Source organism: Microbacterium sp. Be9, from assembly GCF_011754135.1.
GTDB classification, from domain to species: Bacteria; Actinomycetota; Actinomycetes; order Actinomycetales; family Microbacteriaceae; genus Microbacterium; species Microbacterium maritypicum_A.
In genome coordinates, this window is the sequence record NZ_WNWT01000001.1 from 120,371 (window position 1) to 143,462 (window position 23,092).

Genomic DNA, 23,092 nt, shown 5'->3' on the forward strand with positions numbered 1-23,092 from the left:
TCTTGCGGACCCTCTCGATCCGAGCGCAGACTGAGTTCCAGCGGTGCCGGTCATGACACCGTTCACACACTCCTGGAGTCTTCATGCCCGCTCTCAACCCGTATCTCTCGTTCCGCACCGAGGCCCGCACGGCGATGGAGTTCTATCAGAGCGTCCTCGGCGGTGACCTGGTGATCAACACCTTCGGAGAGTTCCCCGACATGGTGCAGGATCCGAGCCAGAAGGACCTCGTCATGCACGCCCAACTCGATGCTCCGGGCGGTCTGGTGCTCATGGCCTCCGACTCCCCCGACGGCATGCCCTACGAGAAGCCGCAGGGGTTCTCGGTGTCACTGAGCGGCAACTCCCAGGACACCACCCGCGCCGTGTGGGAGAAGCTCTCCGACGGCGCGACGATCACGATGCCGCTGGACGTGCCCCCGTGGGGCGGCCTCTTCGGCATGCTCGTCGATCGCTTCGGCATCCCGTGGATGCTGCACGGCGACCCGGAGGAGTGAGACCGCTCCGCGTCAGCGCGGCTGCACCGCCCGACAGGCGAGATGCAGCGCCAAGCGCGCTTCCGGGTCGGTCAGGTCGATGCCGAGGAGTTCCTGCACACGCCGGATCCGCACGGTCACGGTGTTGCGGTGCAGACCGAGCGCCGTCGCGGTCGCAGCGATGCCCGATTCGTGGTCGAGGTACGACGAAAGGGTGGTGAGCAGCTCTCCCCCTCCCTCCCGCAACGGTGCGAGCAGGGATTCCGCAGCGGGGACGAACGTGTCGTTCCCGGTCCAGGCGAGCAGGAGCTGCTCGAGTCCGAGGCTGTCGACGCGCACGAACCACCCTGTCGCCGATCGCGACGCCGCGATGCGCGCCGCATCCCCCGCCTCGTCGAGAGTCGCGGCGAGTCCTTCCGGTCCTCCCTGGAGCGAGCCGATGCCGGTGGCGACGGCGAAATCGCGCAGGGCACTCAGATGGAGCTCCCGCAGGGACGCGACCGCCCGCTCCACCCGGTCAGGATCCGGCGACTCCGGGAAGGTCAGCCACCCGCTCAGTCCTCGACCGGCCGTCGTCGCGTGCGCATCGCCGTCGATGGCGCTGAGCCCGGCACTGACCGTCCGCAGCAGCGAGAAGGAATCGAGTCGTCCCCTCGCCACCATCCGGAAGCCGAGGTGATGTCCACCGGTGCGCCAGCCGCGCTCGGCCATGCGCCGCTCGACATCGGCGTCGGCCGTCCCATGCAGATCGACGAAGTCGCGCAGCAGCCCGGAGGACACGGCGACGTCGTTCACTGCCGCCACCTCGTCGATCAAGATGCGTGCGGCGACCGCCGGCATCGCCACCTCGGCGGCGACGGAGAGCGACTGCACCTGTGCCTCCCCGAGTCCTCGACCGAAGAGCACGAGCCGCAACCCGGTGCGACCCGGGCTGTCCACACGCACCGACGCGGCCGCCGCATCGCCGACACCGGCCCGATCGAGCCAGGATTCGAAACCGATCGCGGCGTGCAGTCGCTCGTCGAGATGCGCACCTGCCTCCTGCAGCACTCCCGACGAGTCGATCAGCGCGGCACCGACACCGAGGTTCGCGGCGATGTGCCCCAGCAGATCGGCCAGGTCATCGGCGGCATACTCGAACGACTGCGCGACCTTGCGCACCTGGCTGAGCGTCAGCGCATCCCGCGCCTCGATCAGCATCCAGCACGCTTTCGCGAGTTGGATGGGACGTTCGACATCGAGCAGGCACAGACCGATCCGATCCGCGAGGCGGAAAGCACCGGCATCGAACGAGGCCGCTCCCGAAAGCGCCAGTCCCGTGTATCCGCGATCACGCAGCCGCCGCAACAGCGCGTCCTGCTGCCAGGTCGACGTCGGGGCGGTCGCCGTCAGGACCGCGAGCCGATCGGGCCCGCTCGCGCTCAGCTCGGACTCCCCCGCCCCTACCGTCACCGCTTCCCACGCGGCGTCCTCGGGGCCCGCGACTCTCCGAAGCCCGCCGTTCTCGCCGTGGGCGAGCAGCGCGCTCAACTGCAGTCTCTCGTTCACGCCGCGTCCAGATCGTCGAGTCCGTATGCCGAGGGCAGCACTTTCGCCCGCCGATCCGGTCGGGCATTCCACCATTCCGGCGCGGGGATGGCGAGCACCGCGACGTTCCGCGCGAGTCGAAGCTCGGTGACCTCCAGGATCTCCCGCGAGATCGCATCGATGACCACGATGATCGTCGGCGCGGATGCGACCAGACGGCCGTCGGTCAGCACGGCGAGGGTCTCGGAGCGACTGACCACCCGGTGCACGGCCCCGGCGAGCCCGCTGATCTCCACCGCGTTCACGTGGGGATCGTGCGCAGACGAGGAGACCGAGACGATGCGCCCCTCGGCGAGAAGCTCCGCCCCGAGCGCATCGGCGAGGATCGGGAGTGGAGCGGTCGCGGCGCCGAGATAAGCCCGACCGAGGTCGAGCGCATGGGCGAGGTGGCCGCCGATCGCGTGCTCCCGCAGATCGCCGACCGTGAACCCGCCCAGCACGGCGCAGCCGACCCCGCCGGCCTGGATGATCGCCGATCGGACGACACGCTCGGCATCGATCGCCCGGTGCGCCTCGACGAGCGCGACGCCATCGAAGCCCGTATCGCAGGCGAACACGAGGCCGGGGACGCGATCCACGAACAGCGACATCTGGTCGAGTCCCGGAACGGCCCGGCCGGTGCAGTCCGCATCGACCACGACATGCGACCCGGCCAGCAGCAACGGCGCCAGCCCGTTCATGCCTCCGCCTTCGAGGGAACAGACCGCCGGGACCGGATGACCGATCCACCGCTCGACGGCGTCGAGCAGCCGGGTGAACGGCGCCGCACCCGGAAGACGCTCCTCCAGCAGCATGGTCGAGCCGACGAAGGCAACCCCGAGACAGGGCGTGGAGGGGTCGAGCGCCGAGATCGGCGAGACCTCGATCGGCCAGCCCTCGGCACCGGCGAGCATCAGCTCGAGCATGGTCGTCGAGCCGCCGCCGCCGGAGCCGAGCAGCGCATAGCCGCGGGCGAGCGCCGTGAGGTCGTCGCGCTGCAGCATCATGCGCTCCAGCCTAGGGAGAAACGTCCTCACCCGCGGCCAGCGTCTCGAGCGGAACGAACTCCGCCGTGAGGCCGAACGCGGACGGGCCGAAGGCGGCGAGCGCGTCGGGTGTGCGCATCATCTCCGGTGTGGAGATGCCGAGCACCCGCACGCGCTGCCCGTAGCGGAGGCCCTCCGTCGTGATGGGCTCCGCCGTCTCGTGATCGACCACGCAGATGAGGTCGGGCACGATCGCCACCAGCGTCCCGCTCCGGTGGGCGATGAGGTTCTCGTTCTGGAAGGAGATCTCGAAGGTGTCGCCTTCGTCGGCACCGAGGGGCGCGATGACGGCTCTCCCCTTGGCGAACCCCTCGGTCGTGCGCCGCTCGACGTCGACGACCTTGCCGACGCAGAGTTCGCGCAGGTGCGGGTAGAGCGTGCTCGCCAGGGTCTCGGCGATCGCGTCGAACGGCGAGCGATGCTCCTCACGGGCGATCCGGATGGCGCGGCCCAGCGCGAGGGCCATCGAGATCGTCCGGGGAACGGCCGTCCGGCGCACGTCGGCTCCGGTCATCGCGTACTCGGCGATGTGTCCCACGCCGCCGAGTCGGATGGTGATGCCGCGGGCAAGCCACTCCATCTGGCGGTCGTCGTCTCCCGTGTCGATCACGACCTTCTCACCCCGCTCTCCCGCGAGTGCGAGGGGCGACCCGTGCACGCCGTACACGGCGAAGGTCTCCATCGACAGCTCAGGGAAGGCACGGCCCATGCCGTCGGCGTCGACCACGGGCAGCCCGGTCTCCGCCGCGACGATGAGGGGGATCATCGAGTTGATGCCCCCGCACTCGATCGGCATCGTCGCGTCCGCCTTCCGCCCGAGGTGCTCTTCGAGTGTGCGCAGGGCGAGGGTGGGCTCGGTCCCGGCGGGGATCTTCTCGATCATCACGGTCGGCGCGCCCATCTGGGCCGTCGGGATCACGAAGAGGTCGTCGGCGAGCTCGTCCGGGTCGAGGATCGTGATGCTCCCCTCCCCCAGCACGCGCTCGACCAGCATCTTGCCGATGTACGGGTCGCCCCCGCCGCCGGTGCCCAGCAGCGTCGCACCGCGGGCAAGATCGGGAAGGTCTGCGGCGGTGAGCTGCCAGCTCATGCCGCGGCTCCCCTCGAGACGAATCCTGCCGAGATGCTGCCGTCGAAGCGGTGCGCCGGCATGTCGTACCCGAAGTAGCCGGGGCCGACCATCGCGAGCGCCGCCTCCGAGTGCCAGCGCTCATCGGCGGGGGCCGCGATCACCCGCACGCGCTGTCCGTAACGCAGAGCCTCGGTCGTGATCGGCTCGCCGGATTCCCCGTCGAGCACCATGATCAGATCGGGAGTGGTCGCGAGCACAGTCCCGTCGGCCTCGGCCACGAGATGCTCGTTCTGGAACTGCAGCGTCAGCGTCGCGTCGCCGTCGCCGTCGATGCGTGCACGTCCGCGCGCGAAGCCGGTCGTGGTAGCGCGGTGCACATCGACGACTTTGCCGTCGAACAGCTCGCGCCCGCCGAGAAGCTCGACGACCGCCGCGACCGGATCGGTCTTCTCGTCGCGTGCGGCGGCGATACGCCGCCCGATCTCGATGCAGCGGGACAGCGACCCCGAGACGAGCGACTCCCGCGCGGCAGATCCCGACATCGAGAACCCGGAGATCATGACCGAGCACCCCATCTCGACACAGGCCACGCGGGCGATGCGCTCGGTCCACGAGTTGTCGACCGTCTGCAGCACGCCGGTGTTGCCCTTCTCATCGCTGAACGCGAGCGGCGATGCCGTCACGCCGTACAGCGTCGGGAGCACCATCTGCAGTTCCGGAAATGCTCGCCCCATGCCGTCGGCGTCGAGCAGCGGAAGGCCGAGCGCGGCAGCGGCGGCGATCGGGATGGTCGAGTTGACCCCTCCGACCTCGGCGCACGCGATATGGGTGATCGGACGGCCGAGGTGCACGCTGAGCGCCCTGACCGGTTCGATGACCTCGGCGAGGCTCGGGAGCTTCTCGACCATCACGGTCGGTGCTCCCATCATCGCGACGAACAGCACGAGAGCGTCGTCGGGGACCTCGTCGAGGCCGACGACCGTGACGTCGCCGGAGGTCAGCGCCTGACGAGCGAGCAGCGCTCCGATGTAGGGGTCTCCTCCCCCGCCGGTGCCGAGGACGGCAGCACCGCGGGCGAGACCGTCGATGTGCGCGGGAGTGATCGTCCAGCTCATGTCACGCTCCCATGTCGAGGTCGCCGACGGCCTTCACGCGGATACGCGTCGCGTTCCCGGGGAGATACGGGATCGGCACCTCGTCGAAGTCGATGATCGACACGGTCGACGGCTTCGCGCCCGCCGCGATCGCCTTGTCGACGGCTTCGGCGCGCACCTCGGCGATGGTCTCGTCGCGACGCCCCGGTTCGATCGCGTAGACCTTGTCGATCTCGCCGCCGACCTGCGCGATCGACGCGCCGATGGCGTTGGCGACCGCATAGTTCTCCGGGCGGTGCACGGTGCCGAACAGCGGCAGCTCATCGGGGAGCAGGATGGATCCCCCGCCGACAGCGACCACCGCGATGGGCTCGGGCGAGGTGCGCATGCGGTCGACGGCTTCGGACACGCGTTCAGCGATGCGGGCGAGCACCCGCTCGACGAATGCCGGGTCGAGGTGAGCGACCTTGCTCGCATCGCCCACCTGTGCGCGACCCGCGGCGACCGCGATGTCGGTGGCGGTCAAGGTGGAACCGCCGAAGACCAGAGCCTCGGTGGTCAGCTTGTATCCGACCGAAGCCGGACCGACCTCGGCGGTCTCCTCGTCGACGATGCTCCCGCCCCCGATGCCGAGGGAGAGCACGTCGGGCATCCGGAAGTTGGTGCGGATGCCCGCGACCTTCACCTCGTTCGCGGTCTCACGCGGGAAGCCGTTGATCAGCAGACCGATGTCGGCCGTGGTGCCGCCCACGTCGATCACGGCGCAGTCGTCGAGTCCGCTCGTGGCAGCAGCCCCGCGCATCGAGTTGGTCGGCCCGGAGGCGAAGGTCGCGACCGGGTAGCGCCGCACATACTCCTCGTCCATGAGCGTGCCGTCGTTCTGGCTGAGGAAGATCGGCGCCTCGATGCCCTGGGCGCGCACGGCGGAGGTGAGCCCGTCGACGATCTCCGATGCGAGCTCGCGCAGCGCCGCATTGATGATGGTCGCGTTCTCGCGCTCCAGCAGCCCGATGCGACCGATCTCGTGGGACAGCGAGATGGCGGCGTCCGCACCCAGCACCTCCGCGACGATCTCAGCCGCCCGCACCTCGAGGTCGTGGTTGACCGGACTGAACACCGACGAGATCGCGACCGAGCGGATGCCATGCGCCTTCATGTCCTCCGCGTGCGCCCGGATCTCGTCCGGGTCGAGCGGCGAGATCGGCCGGCCGTCGAACTCATAGCCGCCGTGGGCGAGATAGCTGCGGGCCTGCGTGGCTTCGACCAGAACCTCGGGCCAGTCGATCAGCGGCGGCAGCGCCCGCGTGGCGGGCAGTCCGAGCCGGAGGGCGGCGACCGGTGCCAGGCGGCTGGCCTGCACGAGCGCGTTGATGAAGTGCGTCGTGCCGATCATGACGGCATCGACGTCGGCGCCCTCGAAGGCGTGCCCGGCCCGCAGGTCCTCGATCGCCTGGATGATGCCACCGGTGACATCGGGGGTGGTCGAGTGCTTCACGCCCGCGAGCGTGCGGGTGCCGTCCATGAGGACTGCGTCGGTGTTGGTACCGCCGACGTCGATGCCGATATGCATGATTCTCGCTTTCCTGTGAGGGGTGTCTGTCTCAGGCGGCTCAGGCCGCTGCTGCTGCTTCGACCGAGGTGGCCTGTCGTGTCGTCGCCACACCGACGCCACGGACCCAGCCGAGCTTGCCGGCCACGATGTAGAGCACCATCGAGAGGAACAGGCTCAGCAGCGACGGGATGCCCCAGGTCACGAAGTAGCCGACCAGCGCGGAGACCAACCACACGACGATCGTCGCGGGAACGATGCGCGGAGCGGTCGTCGGAAGGGTGCCGGCGTCTCGGGTGGCGTCGAGGTCGGGGCGCCAGCGGCGCACGATGTAGTACTCGGCCACCATGATCCCGGCGATGGGCGGGAACGCGACGCTCAGCACGATCAGGAATTCGGTGAACTGTCCGAGGATGCCGACCGCGGCGAGGATCGATCCCACGACACCCAGCACGATGGTCGTCGTGACACGGTGCAGGTTCTTGCCGAACGCGGTGGAGATGAAGTTCACCAGGCCCAACGTGGAGGAGTACAGGTTCCAGTCGTTGATCTTCAGGGTGCCGGTGAGCACGATGAACAGACCGATGAAACCGACCGACGAGGTGACGATCGCGACGATGTCGCCCGTGGCGGCCGCGTGGGCGAGCAGCACGCCGGCGAGACCGATCACGAACTCGCCGAGCGAGACGCCGAGGACGGTCTGCTTGATCACGTCGGCGCGCGAGCGGTTGAAGCGGGTCATGTCACCCGTGATGATCGCACCGACGATGAGACCACCGGCGACGATGCCGGTTCCGGCCCAGACGCTCATCGTCGGTCCGGGCGCCGGTCCCGTGAGCAGCTCGCCGATGTCGTGACGGCTCAGCTCGGTGATGACCGACCAGCCGACCAGGATGAGGAACAGCGGAACGGTGATGTTCGCGAGCCACTGCATCCCGACGAAGCCGAAGGCCACGATCGCGGTGACGGCGAGGCCGAAGATGAGGCTCCAGGCCCAGACCGGCAGGGCACCGGGCATGAGGGCGTCGAGTGACTGCGCGGAGATGGCCGACTGGATGCCGAACCAGCCGATGAGGCTGATGCCGATCGCGAGGCCGACCAGCGAGGCGCCGATCTCGCCGAAGCCGGTCCAGCGTGCGAGCAGGGCGGTGTTGAGGCCCTCGCGCTGGCCGATGAAGCCGACCACGCACATGATCACCTCGAGGATGAGCGAGCCGAAGAGGAAGGCGAGGACGGCCTCGCCGAAAGTCATGCTGTAACCGAGGGTCGCGCCGAGGAGGAACTGCGAGAGGGCCGAGACCTGCCCGAATCGCTGCACGGCGATTCCGAACCAGGGTCTGCGGGCCTCGGGAGTCACTCGGGAGAGCGCGAAGTCGTCTGCGTGCGCCGTGCGTGCCATGAGGATCCTTCGGGAGGAGGGAACGGGTTGTGCGCCACAGTAGCGACGCTTCCCACACGGCCGACATGTGCATATCGCACGAGAATCACCCATGGATGTGCAGATCGCACACCACTCCCTCCGTCCACGGCCGCCGGAACATCACGACCTGACGACGAGACCCCACCCCTGCGGACATCGCCAGGGGTGGGTCTCGGCTCGAGGCGTGGTCTCGACCACCTCGCGGGTCGAGGTCGAAGGTCAGTGCAGCGCGTTGGTCTCGATGAAGGCGCGGAGCGCGTGCTCGTCGTCACCCATCTCGGTCACGTGCTGAGGCGCGTCGAGCATCTCCTGCAGCTCCGGCGCGTAGCCGAGCTCCACACCGATGGCCTCATGGATCGTCTCGGCGAACTTCTCCGGCTTGGCCGTCTCGAGCACGAGCATCGGCACACCGGGCTCGACGTACTCGCGTGCGACCTTGACGCCATCCGCCGTGTGCGGGTCGATGACCTCACCGGTCGTCTCGTACACCGCGCGGATGGTCGCCAGTCGATCCTCGTGCGTCGAGGTGCCGCTGACGATGCCGAACTCCTCCAGGAAGCGCTCCTGCTCGGCGGAGAAGTCGAAGTGGCCCTGCGCCTCGAGGTCATCCCAGGCGCCGACGACGCGGGCCGGGTCGCGACCGACCAGCTCGAAGATGAACCGCTCGAGGTTCGACGCCTTGGAGATGTCCATCGAAGGGCTCGAGGTCGCGAGGGTCTGGGCCGCACTGCGCGGCCGGTAGACGCCGGTGCGGAAGAACTCGTCCAGCACGTTGTTCTCGTTCGCCGCCAGCACGAGGCGCCGGATCGGCAGTCCCATCTGCTTCGCGAAGAACCCAGAGAGGATGTTGCCGAAGTTCCCGGAGGGCACCGTGAACGACAGCTCGGTCCAGCCACCGGCGTCCGTCGCCCGCAGCCACGCCCAGAAGTAGTAGACGGTCTGCGCCGTGATGCGCGCCAGATTGATGGAGTTCACGGCCCCCAAGTGCTGCGAGCGCTTGAAGTCGAGGTCTCCTGCGAGCTTCTTCACGAGGTTCTGGCAGTCGTCGAAGACACCATCGACCGCGATGTTGTGCACATTCGCATCGTCGAGCGAGAACATCTGCGCCCGCTGGAACGCGCTCATGCGTCCCTGCGGCGACAGCATGAACACCGCGACGCGCTCCTTGCCGCGCAGCGCGTGCTCTGCCGCGGATCCGGTGTCTCCCGAAGTGGCGCCGAGGATGTTGAGCACGGAGTCGTTGCGCTCGAGCGTGTACTCGAGCACCTGGCCGAGGAACTGCATGGCCATGTCCTTGAACGCCAGGGTCGGCCCCTCGGAGAGCCCGACCAGGGTCAGCTCGTCATCGATCGCGCGCAGCGGCACCACGCCGTCGGGGAAGTCGGCGTAGGCCGCATCCGTCATGCGCGCCAGGTCGGCGCGCGGGATGTCGGTCGCGAACAGACCGAGGACCTCGGTCGCCAGTTGCGGGTAGGTCAGGGCGCGCCACCGCTCGAGCGTCTCGCCGTCGACGGTCGGCATGGCCTCGGGCACCGCCAGTCCGCCGTCGGGCGCGAGGCCCTCCAACAGCGTCTCGCTGAACGACTGCGGCTGCATGCCGCCGCGGGTGGAGATGAACTGCACGTTGGCTCCTCGGCTCGGGACTCGGCCCGTCCATTCTCGCAGGGTGTTCCCGTCCGCGATGACGCGATGACACGAGCGGCGGCTTCCGCTCAGAAGAGAGCCGCTCAGAACAGAGAGGTCGGCAACGCACCCTCGTGTTCCAGCAGCCAGCGCTTGGTCTCGAGCCCGTGTCCCTCATCGCCGCCCGAGTACCCGCCGAGCCCATCGCCCGCGACGACCCGGTGGCAGGGCACGATCAGCGGGACGGGGTTCGCCCCCATGATCGACCCGATCCCCCGGGCCGGCACATCTGTGCCGCTGCGCGCGGCGAGTCCACCGTAGGTGATCGTCTCACCGTGGCCGACCGTCTCGTGCAGCACCGTGAGGACCGCCCGCGTCGCGACCGTCTGATCCCCGAGATCGACGGGGACGTCGAAGCGATGCAGGGTGCCCGCGAAGTACGCGGCGAGCTGGGCGAGCGCCTCGGCGAGCAGCGGATCGGAGGTGGCGTCTGACGGCGCCAGGCTCCCTTCGGGCGGAGTCGATCGCCGCGTGACGCGGGTGATCGCCGCACCGTCGCTGACGACGCCGATGACGCCGACCGGGGTCGCGAGCGTTGCGAAGGCGGGCATGCGTCGAGGGTACCTCTCGACAGCGACAGCGACAGCGATCGTCCGCGGCACTCTGCGGACGGGTATGGCGCCAGGACGCATCGGGGGGCGAACCTGGACCTACCGAAACCGCAGAGCACGGGAACGCCACCTCGATGACAAGGAGCACCACATGAGCACCACCACGGCTGCGCTCGACCTGCCCGACGTCCGTCTCCACTACGAACTCCGCGGTGAAGGACCGCTCCTCGTCCTGATCGGCGCCCCCATGGACGCCGATGCCTTCGCCCCGTTCGCCGTCGAACTCGCGACCGATCACACGGTGCTCACATCCGACCCGCGCGGCGCCAAGCGGAGCATCCTCCACGACCGTTCCCGGGGTTCGAGCCCCCAGCAGCGCGCCGACGATCTCGCGGCACTCATCGCCCACGTCGATCGCGGACCGGCGGTCGTCTTCGGATCGAGCGGCGGCGCGGTGACCAGCCTGGCGCTCGTGCAATCGCATGGAGACCTCGCGTCCACGGTCATCGCCCACGAACCCCCGCTGCTCGAGCTGCTCCCCGACCGCGTCGAGCAGCGTCGTCTCACCGACGAGCTCACCGCGGCAGCCCTCTCGGGCGACCGCGTCGGCGCCTGGCGGCTGTTCTTCGCGCAGGCGAACATCCCGATGCCGGAGGAGATGCTCATCCAGTGGTTCGGCGGCGAGGTTGATCCGCAGCATCAGGAGGACGAGCAGTTCTGGTTCCAGCACGAGCTGCCGGCCAGCGTGCGCTGGGAGCCCGACGCCGAGACTCTGCGGGCACGGGCGGACGACCTCGTCCTGGGTATCGGCGAGGAGTCGGTCGACCAGCTCTGCGAGCGCACGACGACGGCACTCGGTGCACAGCTCGACATCGAGCCGACCCGTTTCCCCGGCGACCACACGGGATTCGTCGATCATCCTGCGGAATTCGCGGCCCGCCTGCGCGAGGTCCTCGCGCACTGAGGACGACGTGACGGACGCGGCCGTCGAGCCCCTTCAGCGCTCGACGGCCTCAGCGCGTCATTCCCGCGAGACCTGGCGCCAGAGCGCGGCCCAGTGCTCCGGATGCAGATCACGAGGAAGACTCCGGCCGGTCACCCCGGCAGCCGCCACCACGCGTCGTGCTCGAGACATCGGGATCCGCGCCGCACCCGCGACGACGGCGGGCAGACTGCCTCCCCGCCCCGTGAACATCAACCGAACGAACTCCTCGTACGCTCGCCGATCGGAGACAGGGACGAGCGGAGAACCACGTCGGGTGATCGCGAGCAGGCCACCGTCCACACTCGGCTGCGGCGAGAAGCCCCACGCCGGCACCCGCCCCTCGAGGGAGAATTCGAACCACGGCGCCGACTGCGCGGTCATCATGGTGCCACCGCCGACGCCTGCCCGCTTGCGCGCCACCTCCCACTGCGTGAGCAGCACCGCCTCGTTCCAGCGACCGCGCGAGAGCAGGCGCCGCAGGATCGGCGTGGTCACGTGGAACGGGATGTTGCCGACGACCACCTCGGCATCGAGCGGATGACGTGTGGCGTCGGCGATCTCGATACGGATGCCGGGCAGCGTCGCGCGCAGTCGGTGCACGCGGTGCTCGTCGATGTCGATCGCGGTGAGCGGCCTGCCCAGCTGTGCGAGAGCGCGGGTCAGGGCGCCGTCACCGCAGCCGAGCTCCAGGATCGAACCGGACGTCTGGCGGACGAGGCCGGAGATGCGGGTGAGGGTCGGACGATGGGTGAGGAAGTTCTGGCCGAGTTCGTGACGGCCACCATGGATCGAACGAGGCATGAGTGCGCTCCAGAAGAAGAATCGGAGCACCTCGGAGGGGGGAGGACGCGAAGAGGCGTCGCTGAGGACTGCCCGTCCCGAGGTGCGATGACATCTCGGTGGACGGCGCGCAGATGCGTGCGATGAGCGAGCGCGCCGTCAGGCGCGGCGGTCGCGGAACACGAGGTTGCGCCCCATCACGGGCGCTGCGCATATCGTTCCCATGCGCATCAGCATATCGGCCGTCAGATCCAGCCGCGCTCCTCGGCGACGAGAACAGCCTGCTGACGGGTGCCGACCGCGAGCTTTCCGAGGATGACGGAGATGTGGTTGCGCACCGTCCCCGGGGCGAGAGCGAGCGCTCGTGCGATCTGCCCCGTCGTCTCCCCACGCCGACCGGCACGCAGCACGTCGAGTTCACGGTCCGTCAGCGGTGAGCGCTCGTCGCTCAGGGCATCGGCGGCGATCTCGGGATCGACGTAGCGAGCCCCCGCCGCGACCCGGCGGATGACGGCGGCGACCTCGTCGGCCCCACGGGACTTCGGCAGGAAGCCGGAGACACCGGAGGCCAGGGCACGGCGCAGCACGCCTGGACGCGCGTGACGGGTGACGACCACGCACCGCGTCGCGATCGCCCTGTGCAGCTTCTCGGCCACCTGCACGCCGTCGAGCCCGGGCATCTCGAGGTCGAGCAGGCATACATCGGGCTGAAGTCGCAGAGCCTCGACGACCGCCTGCTCGCCGTCCTCGCACTCGGCGATGACCTCGATATCGTCTTCCAGCCGGAGGAGGGCTGCGAGCGCGGAGCGGATCATCGCCTCATCGTCGGCGATCAGCACACGGATCATCGTGTCTCCTCCGACCGCGCCGGGACCGTCACGACCACCACGAACTCGTCCGCGTCCCGACGCACGTCGAGCGTGCCGTCGACCTCTTCGACGCGCCGACGGACGCCATCCAATCCGGACCCGTCATGCTCGTCGACCGCGCCGGGCACGACGTCGTTGGCGATCTCGTATCGCCACGTGCCCGCGACGCGCGTGAGCACGAGGCGTGCGCGTTCCCCGCCGCCATGGCGCAGCACGTTGGTCGTCGTCTCACGGATGACCGGGCCGAGGGCCGATGCCGGTGCGGAGTCGGCATCCGCACCGATGGCGGCGTCCACCTCGAGCCCGGCCGCGGTCAGCAGGTCGCGGGCGTTGGCGAGTTCATCGCCGAGAGGCACCGAGCGGAAGCGCGTCGCGAGGTCCCTGGTCCCCTGACGCGCCTCGTCGACGCTGACCCGCGCGGCGCGCAGCTGCTCCATGCCGGCATCCGGATCGCTCGGCAGGAGACGCTCGGCGAGTTCGAGCTGCAGCGCGATGACCTGGAGATGGTGACCCTGCAGGTCGTGCACGTCGGTCGCGACCCGCAGCCGCTCCTGGGTCGCGGCGAGCTTCGCCTCCGAGGTGCGGGCGCGGTCGAGGGTGACGAGCACATCCCACCACCACAACGAGCTCACGGTCATCACGGGGAAGAGTGCGGTGTAGATCACGGCCACCCACCACGCGAGCACCGCACCGAAGGCGTGAGCGGAGGAGTCGACGGCGGCCAGCACCAGCAGGAGCAGCGTTCCCGCCACGACGACGCGGATGCGGATGCCTCGCGGCCAGTTCAGGAGCACCACCGACTGGACGATCGGCATCGCCGCGAGCTGCCAGCTCCCGGCAAGCGTCCCGGCGACGGTGCCGTACGCGACGGCGATGAGCAGGGGGACGGCGATGCGCCTCCAGCGGAATCCCGGCACCGCGTCGACACGGTGGCGGTAGTCGAACAGGAGCAACGCCGTCGATGCGCACCACACCAGGCCGCCGACGGCGACCACGAGGATCAGCGGACCGTTCTGACCTTGCGCGGCGAGGATGCCCGTCCACGCGAAGACCAGCATCACCTGGAGGAACATCACGGCGGTCACGGTGTACCACCACGTCGCCGTGATACCGCGAGACAGTTGTCTCGCCCCCGGACTCGGTTCGACGGGGGCGAGGGGCTCGACGCGGCTGCTCACGCTCCCACGATAGGGCCGTGACAGTTGTCACGGATGCGTCGTGCGATCCGCCCGGGAAGCGATGACGGGCCGACACTGCCGCCGAACGGAGCACTCGGCTGGACTGGAGTCATCGCGGCGGAGACTCCGTTCGCACCGACAACCGGGAGCATCCCTTGAACCTCATCGAGACCTTCCAGAACCTGGTCGCCCAGGTCCCCGAGCTCGTGCAGCCGCTCATCGTCGCCCTCGCCGGCGCGATCCCCTTCATCGAGGGCGAAGGGGCGGTGAGCATCGGCATCATCGGCGGCATCTCTCCGGTGATCGCCGCGATCGCCGCGATCGTGGGCAACTTCCTCTGCGTCCTGGTGGTGGTGCTCGTCAGCTCCGGAGCCCGACAGGCCGTCGTGAACCGTTCGCGCGCCAAGACCGCGGCGCTCGCCGGTGCCGGCGGCGGCACGATCGACGAGCCGGCCGCGGATGCGGCCGAGACGGGCCGCGGCACCGCGCGTCGCGAGAAGTTCCAGCGTGCGTTCGAGCGCTACGGCGTTCCCGGGGTCAGCCTGCTCGGACCGCTCCTGCTGCCGACGCAGTTCACCGCGACCATGCTCGCGGCTTCCGGCATCGGCAGGGCGCGCATCCTCTTCTGGCAGGCTCTGGCCATCATCGGCTGGACCACCGTCGTGGCCGTCATCGTCGGAAGCGCGGTGTACGCGATCCGCTGAGACCCTCACAGAAGATCCTGAATTCAGGTGTTCTTGAATTCAGGATTTTCTGTACAGTAGTGGCGTGACCACTGCTCTGGCCTCCCTCACCCACACGGCCGCCGTCGCCCGCCTCGGGCATGCGCTGTCGGACTCCACCCGCGCCGGCGTCCTGCTGGCGCTGCGCGAAGCACCGCGCTACCCCGCCGACCTCGCGGACGTCCTCGGCGTCTCGCGGCAGGCGATGTCGAACCACCTCGCCTGTCTCCGCGGATGCGGGCTCGTCGAGAGCGTTCCGGAGGGACGCCGCAGCAGCTACCGGCTCGCGGATCGCCACCTCGCTCCGGCCCTCGACATGCTCATGCGGGTCACCCTCATCGTCGAGCCGGACTGCTGCTCGGGCGAAGGCTGCACCTGCTGATGACCGCCACGGCAACCGCGGCGCGCCGCGACACCCTCCACCGCCGCATCCGCCTGATCGTCGGCATCACGATCGGCTACAACCTGATCGAGGCGGTCATCGCGATCGCCGCCGGCTCCGTCGCCTCATCCGCCGCGCTCATCGGCTTCGGGCTGGACTCGACGATCGAGGTGCTGTCCGCGGCCGCCGTCGCCTGGCAGTTCACCCGCCGCGATCCGGAGCGCTGGGAGAAGCCGACCCTGCGGGTGATCGCCGTCGCCTTCTTCGCGCTCGCGCTCTACGTGACAGCCACCTCCGTGGCCGCGCTCGTCACGACCGAGCGGCCCGAGCACAGCACGATCGGTATCGTCCTGACCGCGGTCAGCGTCGCCGTCATGCCCTTCCTGTCCCTCGCGGAACGACGTGCGGGCAAGGAACTCGGATCGGCCACCGCCGTCGCGGACTCGAAGCAGACGCTCATCTGCACCTATCTCTCCGCCGCCGTGCTGATCGGGCTGATCGCCAACTCGCTGCTCGGATGGTGGTGGGCGGATGCCGTCGCCGGTCTCGTGATCGCCGCCTTCGCGGTGCGCGAGGGCATCGAGGCGTGGAAGGGCGATGCCTGCGCGACCTCGGTGGGGATGCTCCTCGACGACGAGGACGCGCACGACCACGACCACCACCACCACCACCACGACGACTGACCACTGACGCGCACAACGCCTAGGTTGGGGAGATGGATGCCGCTCCCCTCCCGCCCGCAGACCTGCGCGGACGCACAGTGCTGGTCACCGGCGCGAACGCCGGCATCGGATACTGGTGCGCCGAACAGCTCGCCGCCCGGGGCGCACGCGTGCTGTTGGGCTGCCGCTCCCCCGAACGTGCGCAGACCGCGGTCGCCGCGATCCGAAGCCGGGTTCCGGCTGCCGACCTGCGCGTGCGGGGGCTCGACCTCGGCTCCCTCGACAGCATCGCCCTGGCCGCAACGGGGGTGGGCGAGCGACTCGATGCGGTCATCTGCAACGCGGGGGTGAAGGCGGCCGACCGCTCGGCGCGCACGAGCGACGGCCTCGACCTCATGGTGGGCACGAACTTCCTCGGTCATTTCGCACTCGTGGCCCAGCTCGAGCCCCTCCTCGCCCCGGATGCCCGCGTGGTCGCCGTCGGATCGATCGCGCACCGATTCGCACACCTCGATGCCGCCGCCCTCGATGCCGCCAGCCTCGACGCACCGTGGAGCGGCTCCTCGCTTCGACAGTACGGAAGGTCGAAGGCATCGTTGATGGCCTTCGCCTTCGAGCTCGCGCGACGCTGGTCGGGTTCCTCTCGCGCGGCGGTCTGCGCACACCCGGGCTATGCGGTCGATCCCCTCACTCCCCCACGACTGGGCCTCGCCGAGGTCTCCGGCTTCGTCCGTGCCGTGGCCTCCCCGACCCGAGCACTCGTGCAGGGCAAGGACGGCGGGGCCCTCCCGATCGTGCATGCCGCGACCGCCTCGGAGGTCGTCGACGGCGACTACTGGGGTCCGGGCGGACTGCTCGAGTTCCGCGGAACGCCGACACGGGTGACCGCATCGGACGACGTGCGCTCCGCCGCGGTCGGGGCGCAGCTGTGGACCGCGGCAGAGCGCCTCACCGGGGTGCGTTTCCCGACATGATCCGGGCCGCTATGTCCGACCCCCGCGGCAGGATGAGCCCATGATCACACTGCTCTCTGCCCCGTCGAACCTCGGCCTGCGCCCGCCGGAGCGCGGGAGCGTGCCGGGCGCGGCGAAGGCGCCGGAAGCGCTACGCGATGCCGGCCTCTTCGCGCGCTTCGTCGAACGCGGTGCCTCCGACTCCGGCGTCGTCCTCGCCGGCCGCTACGTCGATGACGACGACACCCGGCCGGCCGGCCGCGTGCGCAACGAGAGCGCGATGATCGACCACTCCCAGCGCCTCGCCACGCGCATCGGCGCGGCCATCGACCGCGGCGAGGCTCCCCTTGTGATCGGCGGCGACTGCGCGATCCTCCTCGGAGCGGGTCTCGCGACCGCACGCCGCGGCGGTGTCGGCCTCGTGCACATCGACGGCCATACCGACTTCCGCCACCCGGGCAACAGCGACGAATGCGCGAGCGTGGCCGGGGAGGCCCTCGCCGCCGCGGTCGGCGCACACTGGCCGTCGATCGCCGACATCGACGGGCTCGCGCCCTACTTCCCGTCCGCGCACACCGCGCACATCGGTCACCGCGCCGACGATGAGGATCAGGACGAGGTACGTGGCATCCTCGGCAGCGTCACGCCCGCCGCCGATGTCACCTCTCTCGGAGCCGCTCGCGTGGGTGCAGAGAGCGCCGCCGTCGCCGGTCCCGCGTACTGGCTCCAACTCGACGTCGACGTGCTCGACCCGACCATCATGCCCGCGGTCGACAGCCCCGATGCCGGCGGAATCAGCGCGGCGGAACTCACCGCACTGCTGCGGGAACTCGCGCCTCGCGCGATCGGCGCCTCCATTACGGTCTTCGATCCCGACCTCGACCCGGATGGGCGCTACGCACGCTTGCTCGTCGAGGTGCTCACAGCGGGCCTCGGCGAACTGGGCACTCGGGTGCGGCGCCCCTGACGTCGGCGCCTCTGACATCGGCGCCTCTGACGGCCGGGCTCCTGACGGCCGGACTCCTGACGGCCGGGCTCGTGACGCCCGGACTCGTCAGAGCCACCGCCTGGACTCACGCCTCCGGCTCGACGACGGGTTCGGTCATGACCCGCACGCGGGCGATGCGTCGGCGGTCCACCTCTGCGACCTGGATCGTGGCTCCGGGCACCTCCACGACGTCACCGACGACCGCGAGACGCCCGAGCTGCTCGGTCACGAAACCCGCGATGGTGTCGGATGAACCGCGCGGCATCGCCAGCCCCGTCGCCTCCTCGAAGTCCTGCAGGTTGAGGCGTCCGTCGATGCCGTCGTCCGCAGAGATGAACACCTCGGCGTCGTACTCATCGAAGATCTCGCCGACGACTTCCTCCACGAGGTCTTCCAGGGTGACCAGACCGTCCGTGCCGCCGTACTCGTCGACGACCACCGCGATGTGGTGGCCCTCCGCCCGCATGCGGGTCAGAGTCGGCAGCACGCGCGCAGTCGAGGGGATGTAGGGAATGTCGCGCATCAGCGCGCTCAGCGGACGCTCCGGGTCGTCGGATGCGGCCTCGAACAGATCACGCACGTGCACGAATCCGGTGATGTCGTCGATCGAGGTCTCCGAGACCGGGTAACGCGAGAAGGGAAGGTCGCGCACCTGCGCCATCACCTCGCCGACGCTCGCGGCCTCATCGAGGGCGACGACCTCGGGGCGCGGTCGCATGACCTCGCTGACCTGGCGCCCACGGAGGGAGAGCACATCATCGAGGATGCGCCGTTCGTCATCGGGCAGCCCCTGATGGCTCGCCACGATGTCGCGCACCTCCTCGTCGGTCATCTCGTCGCTCGTCTTGTGCGGATCTCCCCCGAGCACTCGGACGAGGGCGTTCGTCGAGACCGAGAGCAGCCAGATCACCGGCCGCATGACCGTCGCGAACCCGTTGAGGGCAGGCGCGACCGCGTAGGCGAACTGGGCATTTCTCTGGATCGCCAGACGCTTGGGCACGAGCTCGCCGAGCACCAGCGACAGGTAGGCGATCACCAGCGTGAGCACGAGGGTCGCGACGGTGAGGGCGAGAGCGGGGGCGAGACCCCATGACTCGAGCACCGGCGCCAGCGACGGCGCGATCGATGTCGCTCCGTATGCCGCCGAGGCGAACCCGGCCACGGTCACACCGATCTGCACCGCCGAGAGGAACGTGTTGGGGTTGCGGGCGAGGGCGGCGACCTTCGCACCGCGCCGCCCTCGTTGGCCGATCGCATTGATCTGGCTTTCGCGCAGCGTGACCAGCGCCATCTCCGTCGCAGCGAAGACACCGCCGATCAGCACGAACGCGAAGACGAGGGCGATGTTCCAGAGCAGGTCGCCCATCAACGGGCCGCCTCGTCTGTGGTGGGGTGAGCGCCCGGGACGAACCGGGCGCTCGTACTGTCAGAATCCGAAGAGTCAGAACAGCGCTGCGCGCTCAAGAGTGCTCCTTCTTGGTGGTGGTGTCGGCGGATGAGATGTCGTGGGAGGTGTCGCCCGGTGCACGGCGCGTCTTGATGAGGCTCGCCACCGTGGCGACCGCGATGGTCGCGCCGATGAACAGCAGCGAGAACCAGATCGGGATCTCCGGCGCCCACTCGACGCCCTGGCCGCCGTTGATGAACGGCAGCTCGTTGACGTGCAGAGCGTGCAGGACCAGCTTGACGCCGATGAATCCGAGGATGACGGCGAGTCCCTGCGCCAGGTAGACGAGGCGCTCGAGCAGACCGCCGATGAGGAAGTACAGCTGTCGCAGTCCCATGAGCGCGAAGGCGTTCGCCGTGAAGACGATGTAGGCCTGGTCGGTCAGGCCGTAGATGGCGGGGATCGAGTCGACCGCGAACACCAGGTCGATGAAGCCGATCGCGATGATGGTGAGGAGCATCGGCGTGACGAAGCGCTTGCCGTTCTTCACGACCGTGAGCCGGTCGCCGTTGTACTCGTCGCTGACGGGCAAGTGCCGACGGACGAACGTCATGAAGCGCCCGTTCGCGGGGTTGCTCTCGTGGTTGCTGAACGCCTGACGATAGGCGAGCACCAGCAGCAGAGCGCCGAACAGGTAGAAGATCCACGAGAAGTTCTCGATGAGCGTCGCGCCGACGGCGATGAAGATGCCGCGCAGGATCAACGCGATCACGATGCCGATCATCAGCACCTTCTGCTGGTACTTCTTCGGCACGGCGAAACCCGTCATCACGATGAGGAAGACGAACAGGTTGTCGATCGACAGGGCCTTCTCGGTGAGGTATCCGGCGAAGTACTCGCCGCCGAACGTCCACCCGGAGAAGACGCCGATACCCACACCGAACAGCAGCGCGAGGCTGATGTAGAAGATCGACCAGCGCGCCGATTCCGCGATCGTCGGCTCGTGCGGTGTGCGCACGTGAGCGAAGAACTCGTAGACGAAGAAGGCGATCGTGACCGCGATCGTGATGATCCAGATCAGAGGGGTGATATCCAAATGCGGACTCCAGACTCGGGGTACGACAGTACCGCCAAAGTCTTCTCCATTCCATGGAACATGGAACCGGTGGCCCGGGATGCGACGTGCATCCGTAATGACGACCCCACCGTGTCGGAGTACTCCCCTTGGGTGTCTTCAGATTAGGAGAAGACCCTTTGCTCTTCCTGTGGATCTGCCGATAACGTCACGCCCCGAGAGAGAACGGCATATCGGGTTTCGACGCGTGAATCAGTAACATTTCACGTATTACCCGTCTATCCCTTTTCGGTCGCGTCCGATGCTGCGGAGCGTCACCCGACCAGACAGGAGCCGCGATGCCGCACGCCAGCGATGATGCCGCCGAGAAGCCGGGCGCCCGAGACCGGGCCCCTGATCTCGAGAACGACCGCGAGAGGCTCGGCGACGTGTCGACGTCGGTCCAGGACTTCGCACACGAGCAGACCGGGTATCACACCTCTCTCAAGGCGCGGCATCTGCAGATGATCGCCATCGGCGGAGCGATCGGCACCGGCCTCTTCATGGGAGCGGGGGGACGACTGCACACGGCCGGCCCCCTGCTCGCTGTCTCCTACCTGATCTGCGGTGTCTTCGCGTTCTTCATCCTCCGAGCGCTCGGCGAGCTGGTGCTCCACCGGCCGTCATCCGGATCGTTCATCTCCTACGCTCGCGAGTTCTACGGCGAGAAGCTGGCCTTCGCCGCAGGGTGGCTCTACCTGCTGAATTGGGGCATGGTCGCGATCGTCGACTCGACGGCCGTCGCACTGTACGTGCATTACTGGTCGGCGTTCGACGTCGTGCCCCAGTGGCTGCTCGCCCTGGTCGCGCTGGTGGTGGTGGTCGGACTCAACCTCGTCTCGGTCCGCCTGTTCGGCGAGATGGAGTTCTGGTTCTCGATCATCAAGGTCGCCGCTCTCGTCGCCTTCCTCCTCATCGGCATCGTGGTCCTCGCCGCGGGCTGGGAGACGGATCAGGGCCCGACGGGATTGCAGATGCTCAGCGAGAACGGAGGCTTCAGTCCCGAAGGCGTGCTTCCCGCGGTCATCGTCATGCAGGGCGTCGTGTTCGCCTACGCCTCGATCGAACTGATCGGTACAGCTGCCGGCGAGACCGAGAATCCGGCCAAGCTCGTACCTCGAGCCGTCAACTCCGTGATCCTGCGGATCGGCGTCTTCTACGTGGGGTCGGTGCTCCTGCTCGGACTCCTGCTCCCGTATACGGTCTACCGAGCCGGGGAGAGTCCTTTCGTGACCTTCTTCACCCACATCAGCGGCCCGGAGATCGGGGCGATCGCCGGGAGCGCCATGAACTTCGTCGTGATCACCGCCGCGATCTCCGGGCTCAACGCAGGCCTGTACTCGACCGGCCGCGTCTTCCATTCCCTCGCCGCCTCCGGTGCGGCCCCGAAGGTCGCCGGGCTGATGAGCAGGCGTGGTGTCCCGGTCGCCGGAATCCTCTTCACCGCAGGGTTCGCCCTGATCGGGGTCCTGCTCAATCTCGCGGTTCCCGACGACGCCTTCGAGATCGTGCTGAACATGTCGGCGCTGGGCATCATCGCCGCGTGGGCGACGATCATCCTGTGCCAACTGCGCCTCCGCTCCTGGGCGTTGCAGGGACGCATCGTGCGGCCGTCGTTCCGACTGTTCGGGGCGCCGTTCACGTCCTACCTCACCCTCGCCTTCCTGGCGTCGGTGATCGTCCTCATGGCGTTCGACTACCCCACCGGAACCTGGACCGTTGGCACGCTGATCGTCATCGTCCCCGCACTGATCGGCGGCTGGTTCCTCGCCCGGCGAAGGATCAGCGAGGTTCAGGCGCTGCGACGGGGTGCGAACTTCACGCCTGAACCGACGGCGACGTCCGACTCGGCCTGAGCGAGCTGCAGTCCGTTAGAACTGGATGAGCCCGCTAGTCCTGGATATCGGAGCGGATGAGCTCCTGTTCCTGGGCGCGATCGATGATGGCGGGGAGCACCTCGTCAAAGAAGGTGACGAGGACCGCGCGGGTCTTCACCGCATCACGCTCGAGGATCGCCTCCCGAAGGGAGACGACGAAAGCACCGACGACCTCCCAGTCGAATGCATCCCGCGAGTGCTGGCTGAACCTCCGGATCTGCGGCCCGAGACGTTCGATGATCACGGCTCGCGACGCGTTGCCCTCGATGCGCGCGAATCCGGTGGCGGCCGCACGGAGCGCGATACCGAACCCCGCCACATCGCGTGCCTTCACCGCCGCGGACATCTCGTCGGCAAGCTCGGTGAGATAGACGATGTCGTCGTCCTGGATCAGGGGCATCACGTGGCGCACCGAGCCGATCCAGATGTCTCCGAAGAGATCGACGGCGTTGCGGACCTGATCGAGATCGATCGGGGCGACGCGGGTGTAGCGGTTGCGCTGCATCTCGACGAGACCGTGGTCGGCGAGGCGGTCCAGGGCATGCCGGATCGGGGTCTTCGACGTGCCGAGGCGCTCTGCGAGCTCATAGTCTCGCAGACGTTCACCCGGGCGCAGCTCGCCACTGATGATCGCATCCTGCAACCGGTTGTACGCCTCGTCGCTCATCGACCTGCGCTCGAGGGGTCCGCCTGAGAGTGCCACCGCTTTTGTCCTCCACTCGAGCACGGAATCGCTGT

Annotated in this window: 22 protein-coding genes; 8 read left to right on the top strand and 14 right to left on the bottom strand. The window is 68.7% G+C overall.

The features are described 5' to 3' along the window. Positions 1–83 precede the first annotated feature (83 nt). Positions 84–497, top strand: a complete 414-nt coding sequence (locus GLO27_RS00625; RefSeq protein ID WP_021198098.1) for a VOC family protein — start codon at positions 84–86, stop codon at positions 495–497. A 12-nt stretch (positions 498–509) separates the two neighbouring features. On the opposite strand, the gene GLO27_RS00630 is transcribed toward GLO27_RS00625, so the two are convergent. The 8 genes from GLO27_RS00630 to GLO27_RS00665 form a co-directional block, all read right to left on the bottom strand. After that, on the bottom strand, positions 510–2,024 hold the full coding sequence (locus GLO27_RS00630; RefSeq protein ID WP_167253127.1) for a helix-turn-helix domain-containing protein: 1,515 nt from the start codon (positions 2,022–2,024) through the stop codon (positions 510–512). After that, complete coding sequence (locus GLO27_RS00635; protein WP_029259729.1) at positions 2,021–3,049, bottom strand: DUF917 family protein; 1,029 nt, start codon at positions 3,047–3,049, stop codon at positions 2,021–2,023. The genes GLO27_RS00630 and GLO27_RS00635 overlap by 4 nt, the downstream gene beginning before the upstream one ends. Before the next feature lie 10 nt (positions 3,050–3,059). Beyond that, the gene (locus GLO27_RS00640) at positions 3,060–4,178 is read right to left on the bottom strand and encodes a DUF917 domain-containing protein (RefSeq protein WP_029259728.1); all 1,119 of its coding nucleotides are present in this window, start codon (positions 4,176–4,178) and stop codon (positions 3,060–3,062) included. Continuing rightward, complete coding sequence (locus tag GLO27_RS00645) at positions 4,175–5,275, bottom strand: DUF917 domain-containing protein (RefSeq protein WP_167253129.1); 1,101 nt, start codon at positions 5,273–5,275, stop codon at positions 4,175–4,177. Before GLO27_RS00645 ends, GLO27_RS00640 begins: the two co-directional genes overlap by 4 nt. A 1-nt stretch (position 5,276) precedes the next feature. Further along, on the bottom strand, positions 5,277–6,824 hold the full coding sequence (locus GLO27_RS00650; RefSeq protein WP_029259726.1) for a hydantoinase/oxoprolinase family protein: 1,548 nt from the start codon (positions 6,822–6,824) through the stop codon (positions 5,277–5,279). Between the two features lie 40 nt (positions 6,825–6,864). Further along, the gene (locus GLO27_RS00655; protein WP_021198104.1) at positions 6,865–8,202 is read right to left on the bottom strand and encodes a cytosine permease; all 1,338 of its coding nucleotides are present in this window, start codon (positions 8,200–8,202) and stop codon (positions 6,865–6,867) included. A gap of 240 nt (positions 8,203–8,442) precedes the next feature. Beyond that, entirely contained in the window at positions 8,443–9,846 is a 1,404-nt protein-coding gene (thrC, locus tag GLO27_RS00660) for a threonine synthase (RefSeq protein WP_167253131.1), read from the bottom strand. A gap of 104 nt (positions 9,847–9,950) precedes the next feature. After that, positions 9,951–10,457 carry a methylated-DNA--[protein]-cysteine S-methyltransferase gene (locus GLO27_RS00665; protein ID WP_167253133.1) on the bottom strand — a complete coding sequence of 169 codons (507 nt, stop codon included), beginning with the start codon at positions 10,455–10,457 and terminating at the stop codon, positions 9,951–9,953. Between the two features lie 151 nt (positions 10,458–10,608). Here GLO27_RS00665 and GLO27_RS00670 point away from each other — a divergent pair, with 151 nt between their 5' ends. Beyond that, positions 10,609–11,421: an alpha/beta hydrolase gene (locus GLO27_RS00670; protein ID WP_167253135.1), complete on the top strand. Its 813-nt coding sequence runs from the start codon at positions 10,609–10,611 to the stop codon at positions 11,419–11,421. Positions 11,422–11,478: 57 nt separating this feature from the next. Here GLO27_RS00670 and erm read toward each other — a convergent pair whose 3' ends face one another. From erm to GLO27_RS00685, 3 genes are all read right to left on the bottom strand, one after another. Beyond that, positions 11,479–12,243, bottom strand: coding sequence for a 23S ribosomal RNA methyltransferase Erm (gene erm / locus GLO27_RS00675; protein ID WP_167253137.1), 765 nt, complete (start codon positions 12,241–12,243; stop codon positions 11,479–11,481). Between the two features lie 224 nt (positions 12,244–12,467). Further along, entirely contained in the window at positions 12,468–13,070 is a 603-nt protein-coding gene (locus GLO27_RS00680) for a response regulator transcription factor (RefSeq protein ID WP_136025318.1), read from the bottom strand. After that, a complete protein-coding gene (locus GLO27_RS00685) occupies positions 13,067–14,269 on the bottom strand; it encodes a histidine kinase (protein WP_021198110.1) in 1,203 nt (400 codons plus the stop codon). Before GLO27_RS00685 ends, GLO27_RS00680 begins: the two co-directional genes overlap by 4 nt. Positions 14,270–14,424: 155 nt before the next feature. Here GLO27_RS00685 and GLO27_RS00690 point away from each other — a divergent pair, with 155 nt between their 5' ends. The 5 genes from GLO27_RS00690 (at position 14,425) to GLO27_RS00710 (ending at position 17,955) form a co-directional block, all read left to right on the top strand. Next, the gene (locus tag GLO27_RS00690; RefSeq protein ID WP_021198111.1) at positions 14,425–14,973 is read left to right on the top strand and encodes a hypothetical protein; all 549 of its coding nucleotides are present in this window, start codon (positions 14,425–14,427) and stop codon (positions 14,971–14,973) included. 64 nt (positions 14,974–15,037) lie between these two features. Then, positions 15,038–15,373: a metalloregulator ArsR/SmtB family transcription factor gene (locus GLO27_RS00695; RefSeq protein ID WP_021198112.1), complete on the top strand. Its 336-nt coding sequence runs from the start codon at positions 15,038–15,040 to the stop codon at positions 15,371–15,373. Beyond that, positions 15,373–16,056 carry a cation transporter gene (locus GLO27_RS00700; RefSeq protein WP_021198113.1) on the top strand — a complete coding sequence of 228 codons (684 nt, stop codon included), beginning with the start codon at positions 15,373–15,375 and terminating at the stop codon, positions 16,054–16,056. The genes GLO27_RS00695 and GLO27_RS00700 overlap by 1 nt, the downstream gene beginning before the upstream one ends. A gap of 32 nt (positions 16,057–16,088) precedes the next feature. Beyond that, positions 16,089–17,009 (top strand): SDR family NAD(P)-dependent oxidoreductase, encoded by a 921-nt coding sequence (locus tag GLO27_RS00705; RefSeq protein WP_021198114.1) that lies wholly within the window; start codon positions 16,089–16,091, stop codon positions 17,007–17,009. Between the two features lie 40 nt (positions 17,010–17,049). After that, entirely contained in the window at positions 17,050–17,955 is a 906-nt protein-coding gene (locus GLO27_RS00710) for an arginase family protein (RefSeq protein ID WP_021198115.1), read from the top strand. A gap of 106 nt (positions 17,956–18,061) precedes the next feature. Here GLO27_RS00710 and GLO27_RS00715 read toward each other — a convergent pair whose 3' ends face one another. Together GLO27_RS00715 and GLO27_RS00720 are read right to left on the bottom strand one after the other, a co-directional pair. Beyond that, on the bottom strand, positions 18,062–19,342 hold the full coding sequence (locus GLO27_RS00715; protein WP_021198116.1) for a hemolysin family protein: 1,281 nt from the start codon (positions 19,340–19,342) through the stop codon (positions 18,062–18,064). Positions 19,343–19,436: 94 nt separating this feature from the next. Next, the gene (locus tag GLO27_RS00720) at positions 19,437–20,459 is read right to left on the bottom strand and encodes a TerC family protein (protein ID WP_021198117.1); all 1,023 of its coding nucleotides are present in this window, start codon (positions 20,457–20,459) and stop codon (positions 19,437–19,439) included. Between the two features lie 317 nt (positions 20,460–20,776). Here GLO27_RS00720 and GLO27_RS00725 point away from each other — a divergent pair, with 317 nt between their 5' ends. After that, on the top strand, positions 20,777–22,333 hold the full coding sequence (locus tag GLO27_RS00725; protein WP_167253139.1) for an amino acid permease: 1,557 nt from the start codon (positions 20,777–20,779) through the stop codon (positions 22,331–22,333). Between the two features lie 34 nt (positions 22,334–22,367). Here GLO27_RS00725 and GLO27_RS00730 read toward each other — a convergent pair whose 3' ends face one another. After that, positions 22,368–23,057: a GntR family transcriptional regulator gene (locus GLO27_RS00730; protein WP_029266035.1), complete on the bottom strand. Its 690-nt coding sequence runs from the start codon at positions 23,055–23,057 to the stop codon at positions 22,368–22,370. Positions 23,058–23,092: the final 35 nt, after the last annotated feature.

Excerpts from the sequence above, each read along its gene's own strand:
- GLO27_RS00625 (WP_021198098.1), top strand. The coding sequence starts at position 84 with ATGCCCGCTCTCAACCCGTATCTCTCGTTCCGCACCGAGGCCCGCACG.
- GLO27_RS00635 (WP_029259729.1), bottom strand. The coding sequence starts at position 3,049 with ATGATGCTGCAGCGCGACGACCTCACGGCGCTCGCCCGCGGCTATGCG.
- GLO27_RS00640 (WP_029259728.1), bottom strand. The coding sequence starts at position 4,178 with ATGAGCTGGCAGCTCACCGCCGCAGACCTTCCCGATCTTGCCCGCGGT.
- GLO27_RS00645 (WP_167253129.1), bottom strand. The coding sequence starts at position 5,275 with ATGAGCTGGACGATCACTCCCGCGCACATCGACGGTCTCGCCCGCGGT.
- GLO27_RS00650 (WP_029259726.1), bottom strand. The coding sequence starts at position 6,824 with ATGCATATCGGCATCGACGTCGGCGGTACCAACACCGACGCAGTCCTC.
- GLO27_RS00655 (WP_021198104.1), bottom strand. The coding sequence starts at position 8,202 with ATGGCACGCACGGCGCACGCAGACGACTTCGCGCTCTCCCGAGTGACT.
- GLO27_RS00665 (WP_167253133.1), bottom strand. The coding sequence starts at position 10,457 with ATGCCCGCCTTCGCAACGCTCGCGACCCCGGTCGGCGTCATCGGCGTC.
- GLO27_RS00670 (WP_167253135.1), top strand. The coding sequence starts at position 10,609 with ATGAGCACCACCACGGCTGCGCTCGACCTGCCCGACGTCCGTCTCCAC.
- erm (WP_167253137.1), bottom strand. The coding sequence starts at position 12,243 with ATGCCTCGTTCGATCCATGGTGGCCGTCACGAACTCGGCCAGAACTTC.
- GLO27_RS00680 (WP_136025318.1), bottom strand. The coding sequence starts at position 13,070 with ATGATCCGTGTGCTGATCGCCGACGATGAGGCGATGATCCGCTCCGCG.
- GLO27_RS00700 (WP_021198113.1), top strand. The coding sequence starts at position 15,373 with ATGACCGCCACGGCAACCGCGGCGCGCCGCGACACCCTCCACCGCCGC.
- GLO27_RS00705 (WP_021198114.1), top strand. The coding sequence starts at position 16,089 with ATGGATGCCGCTCCCCTCCCGCCCGCAGACCTGCGCGGACGCACAGTG.
- GLO27_RS00710 (WP_021198115.1), top strand. The coding sequence starts at position 17,050 with ATGATCACACTGCTCTCTGCCCCGTCGAACCTCGGCCTGCGCCCGCCG.
- GLO27_RS00715 (WP_021198116.1), bottom strand. The coding sequence starts at position 19,342 with ATGGGCGACCTGCTCTGGAACATCGCCCTCGTCTTCGCGTTCGTGCTG.
- GLO27_RS00725 (WP_167253139.1), top strand. The coding sequence starts at position 20,777 with ATGCCGCACGCCAGCGATGATGCCGCCGAGAAGCCGGGCGCCCGAGAC.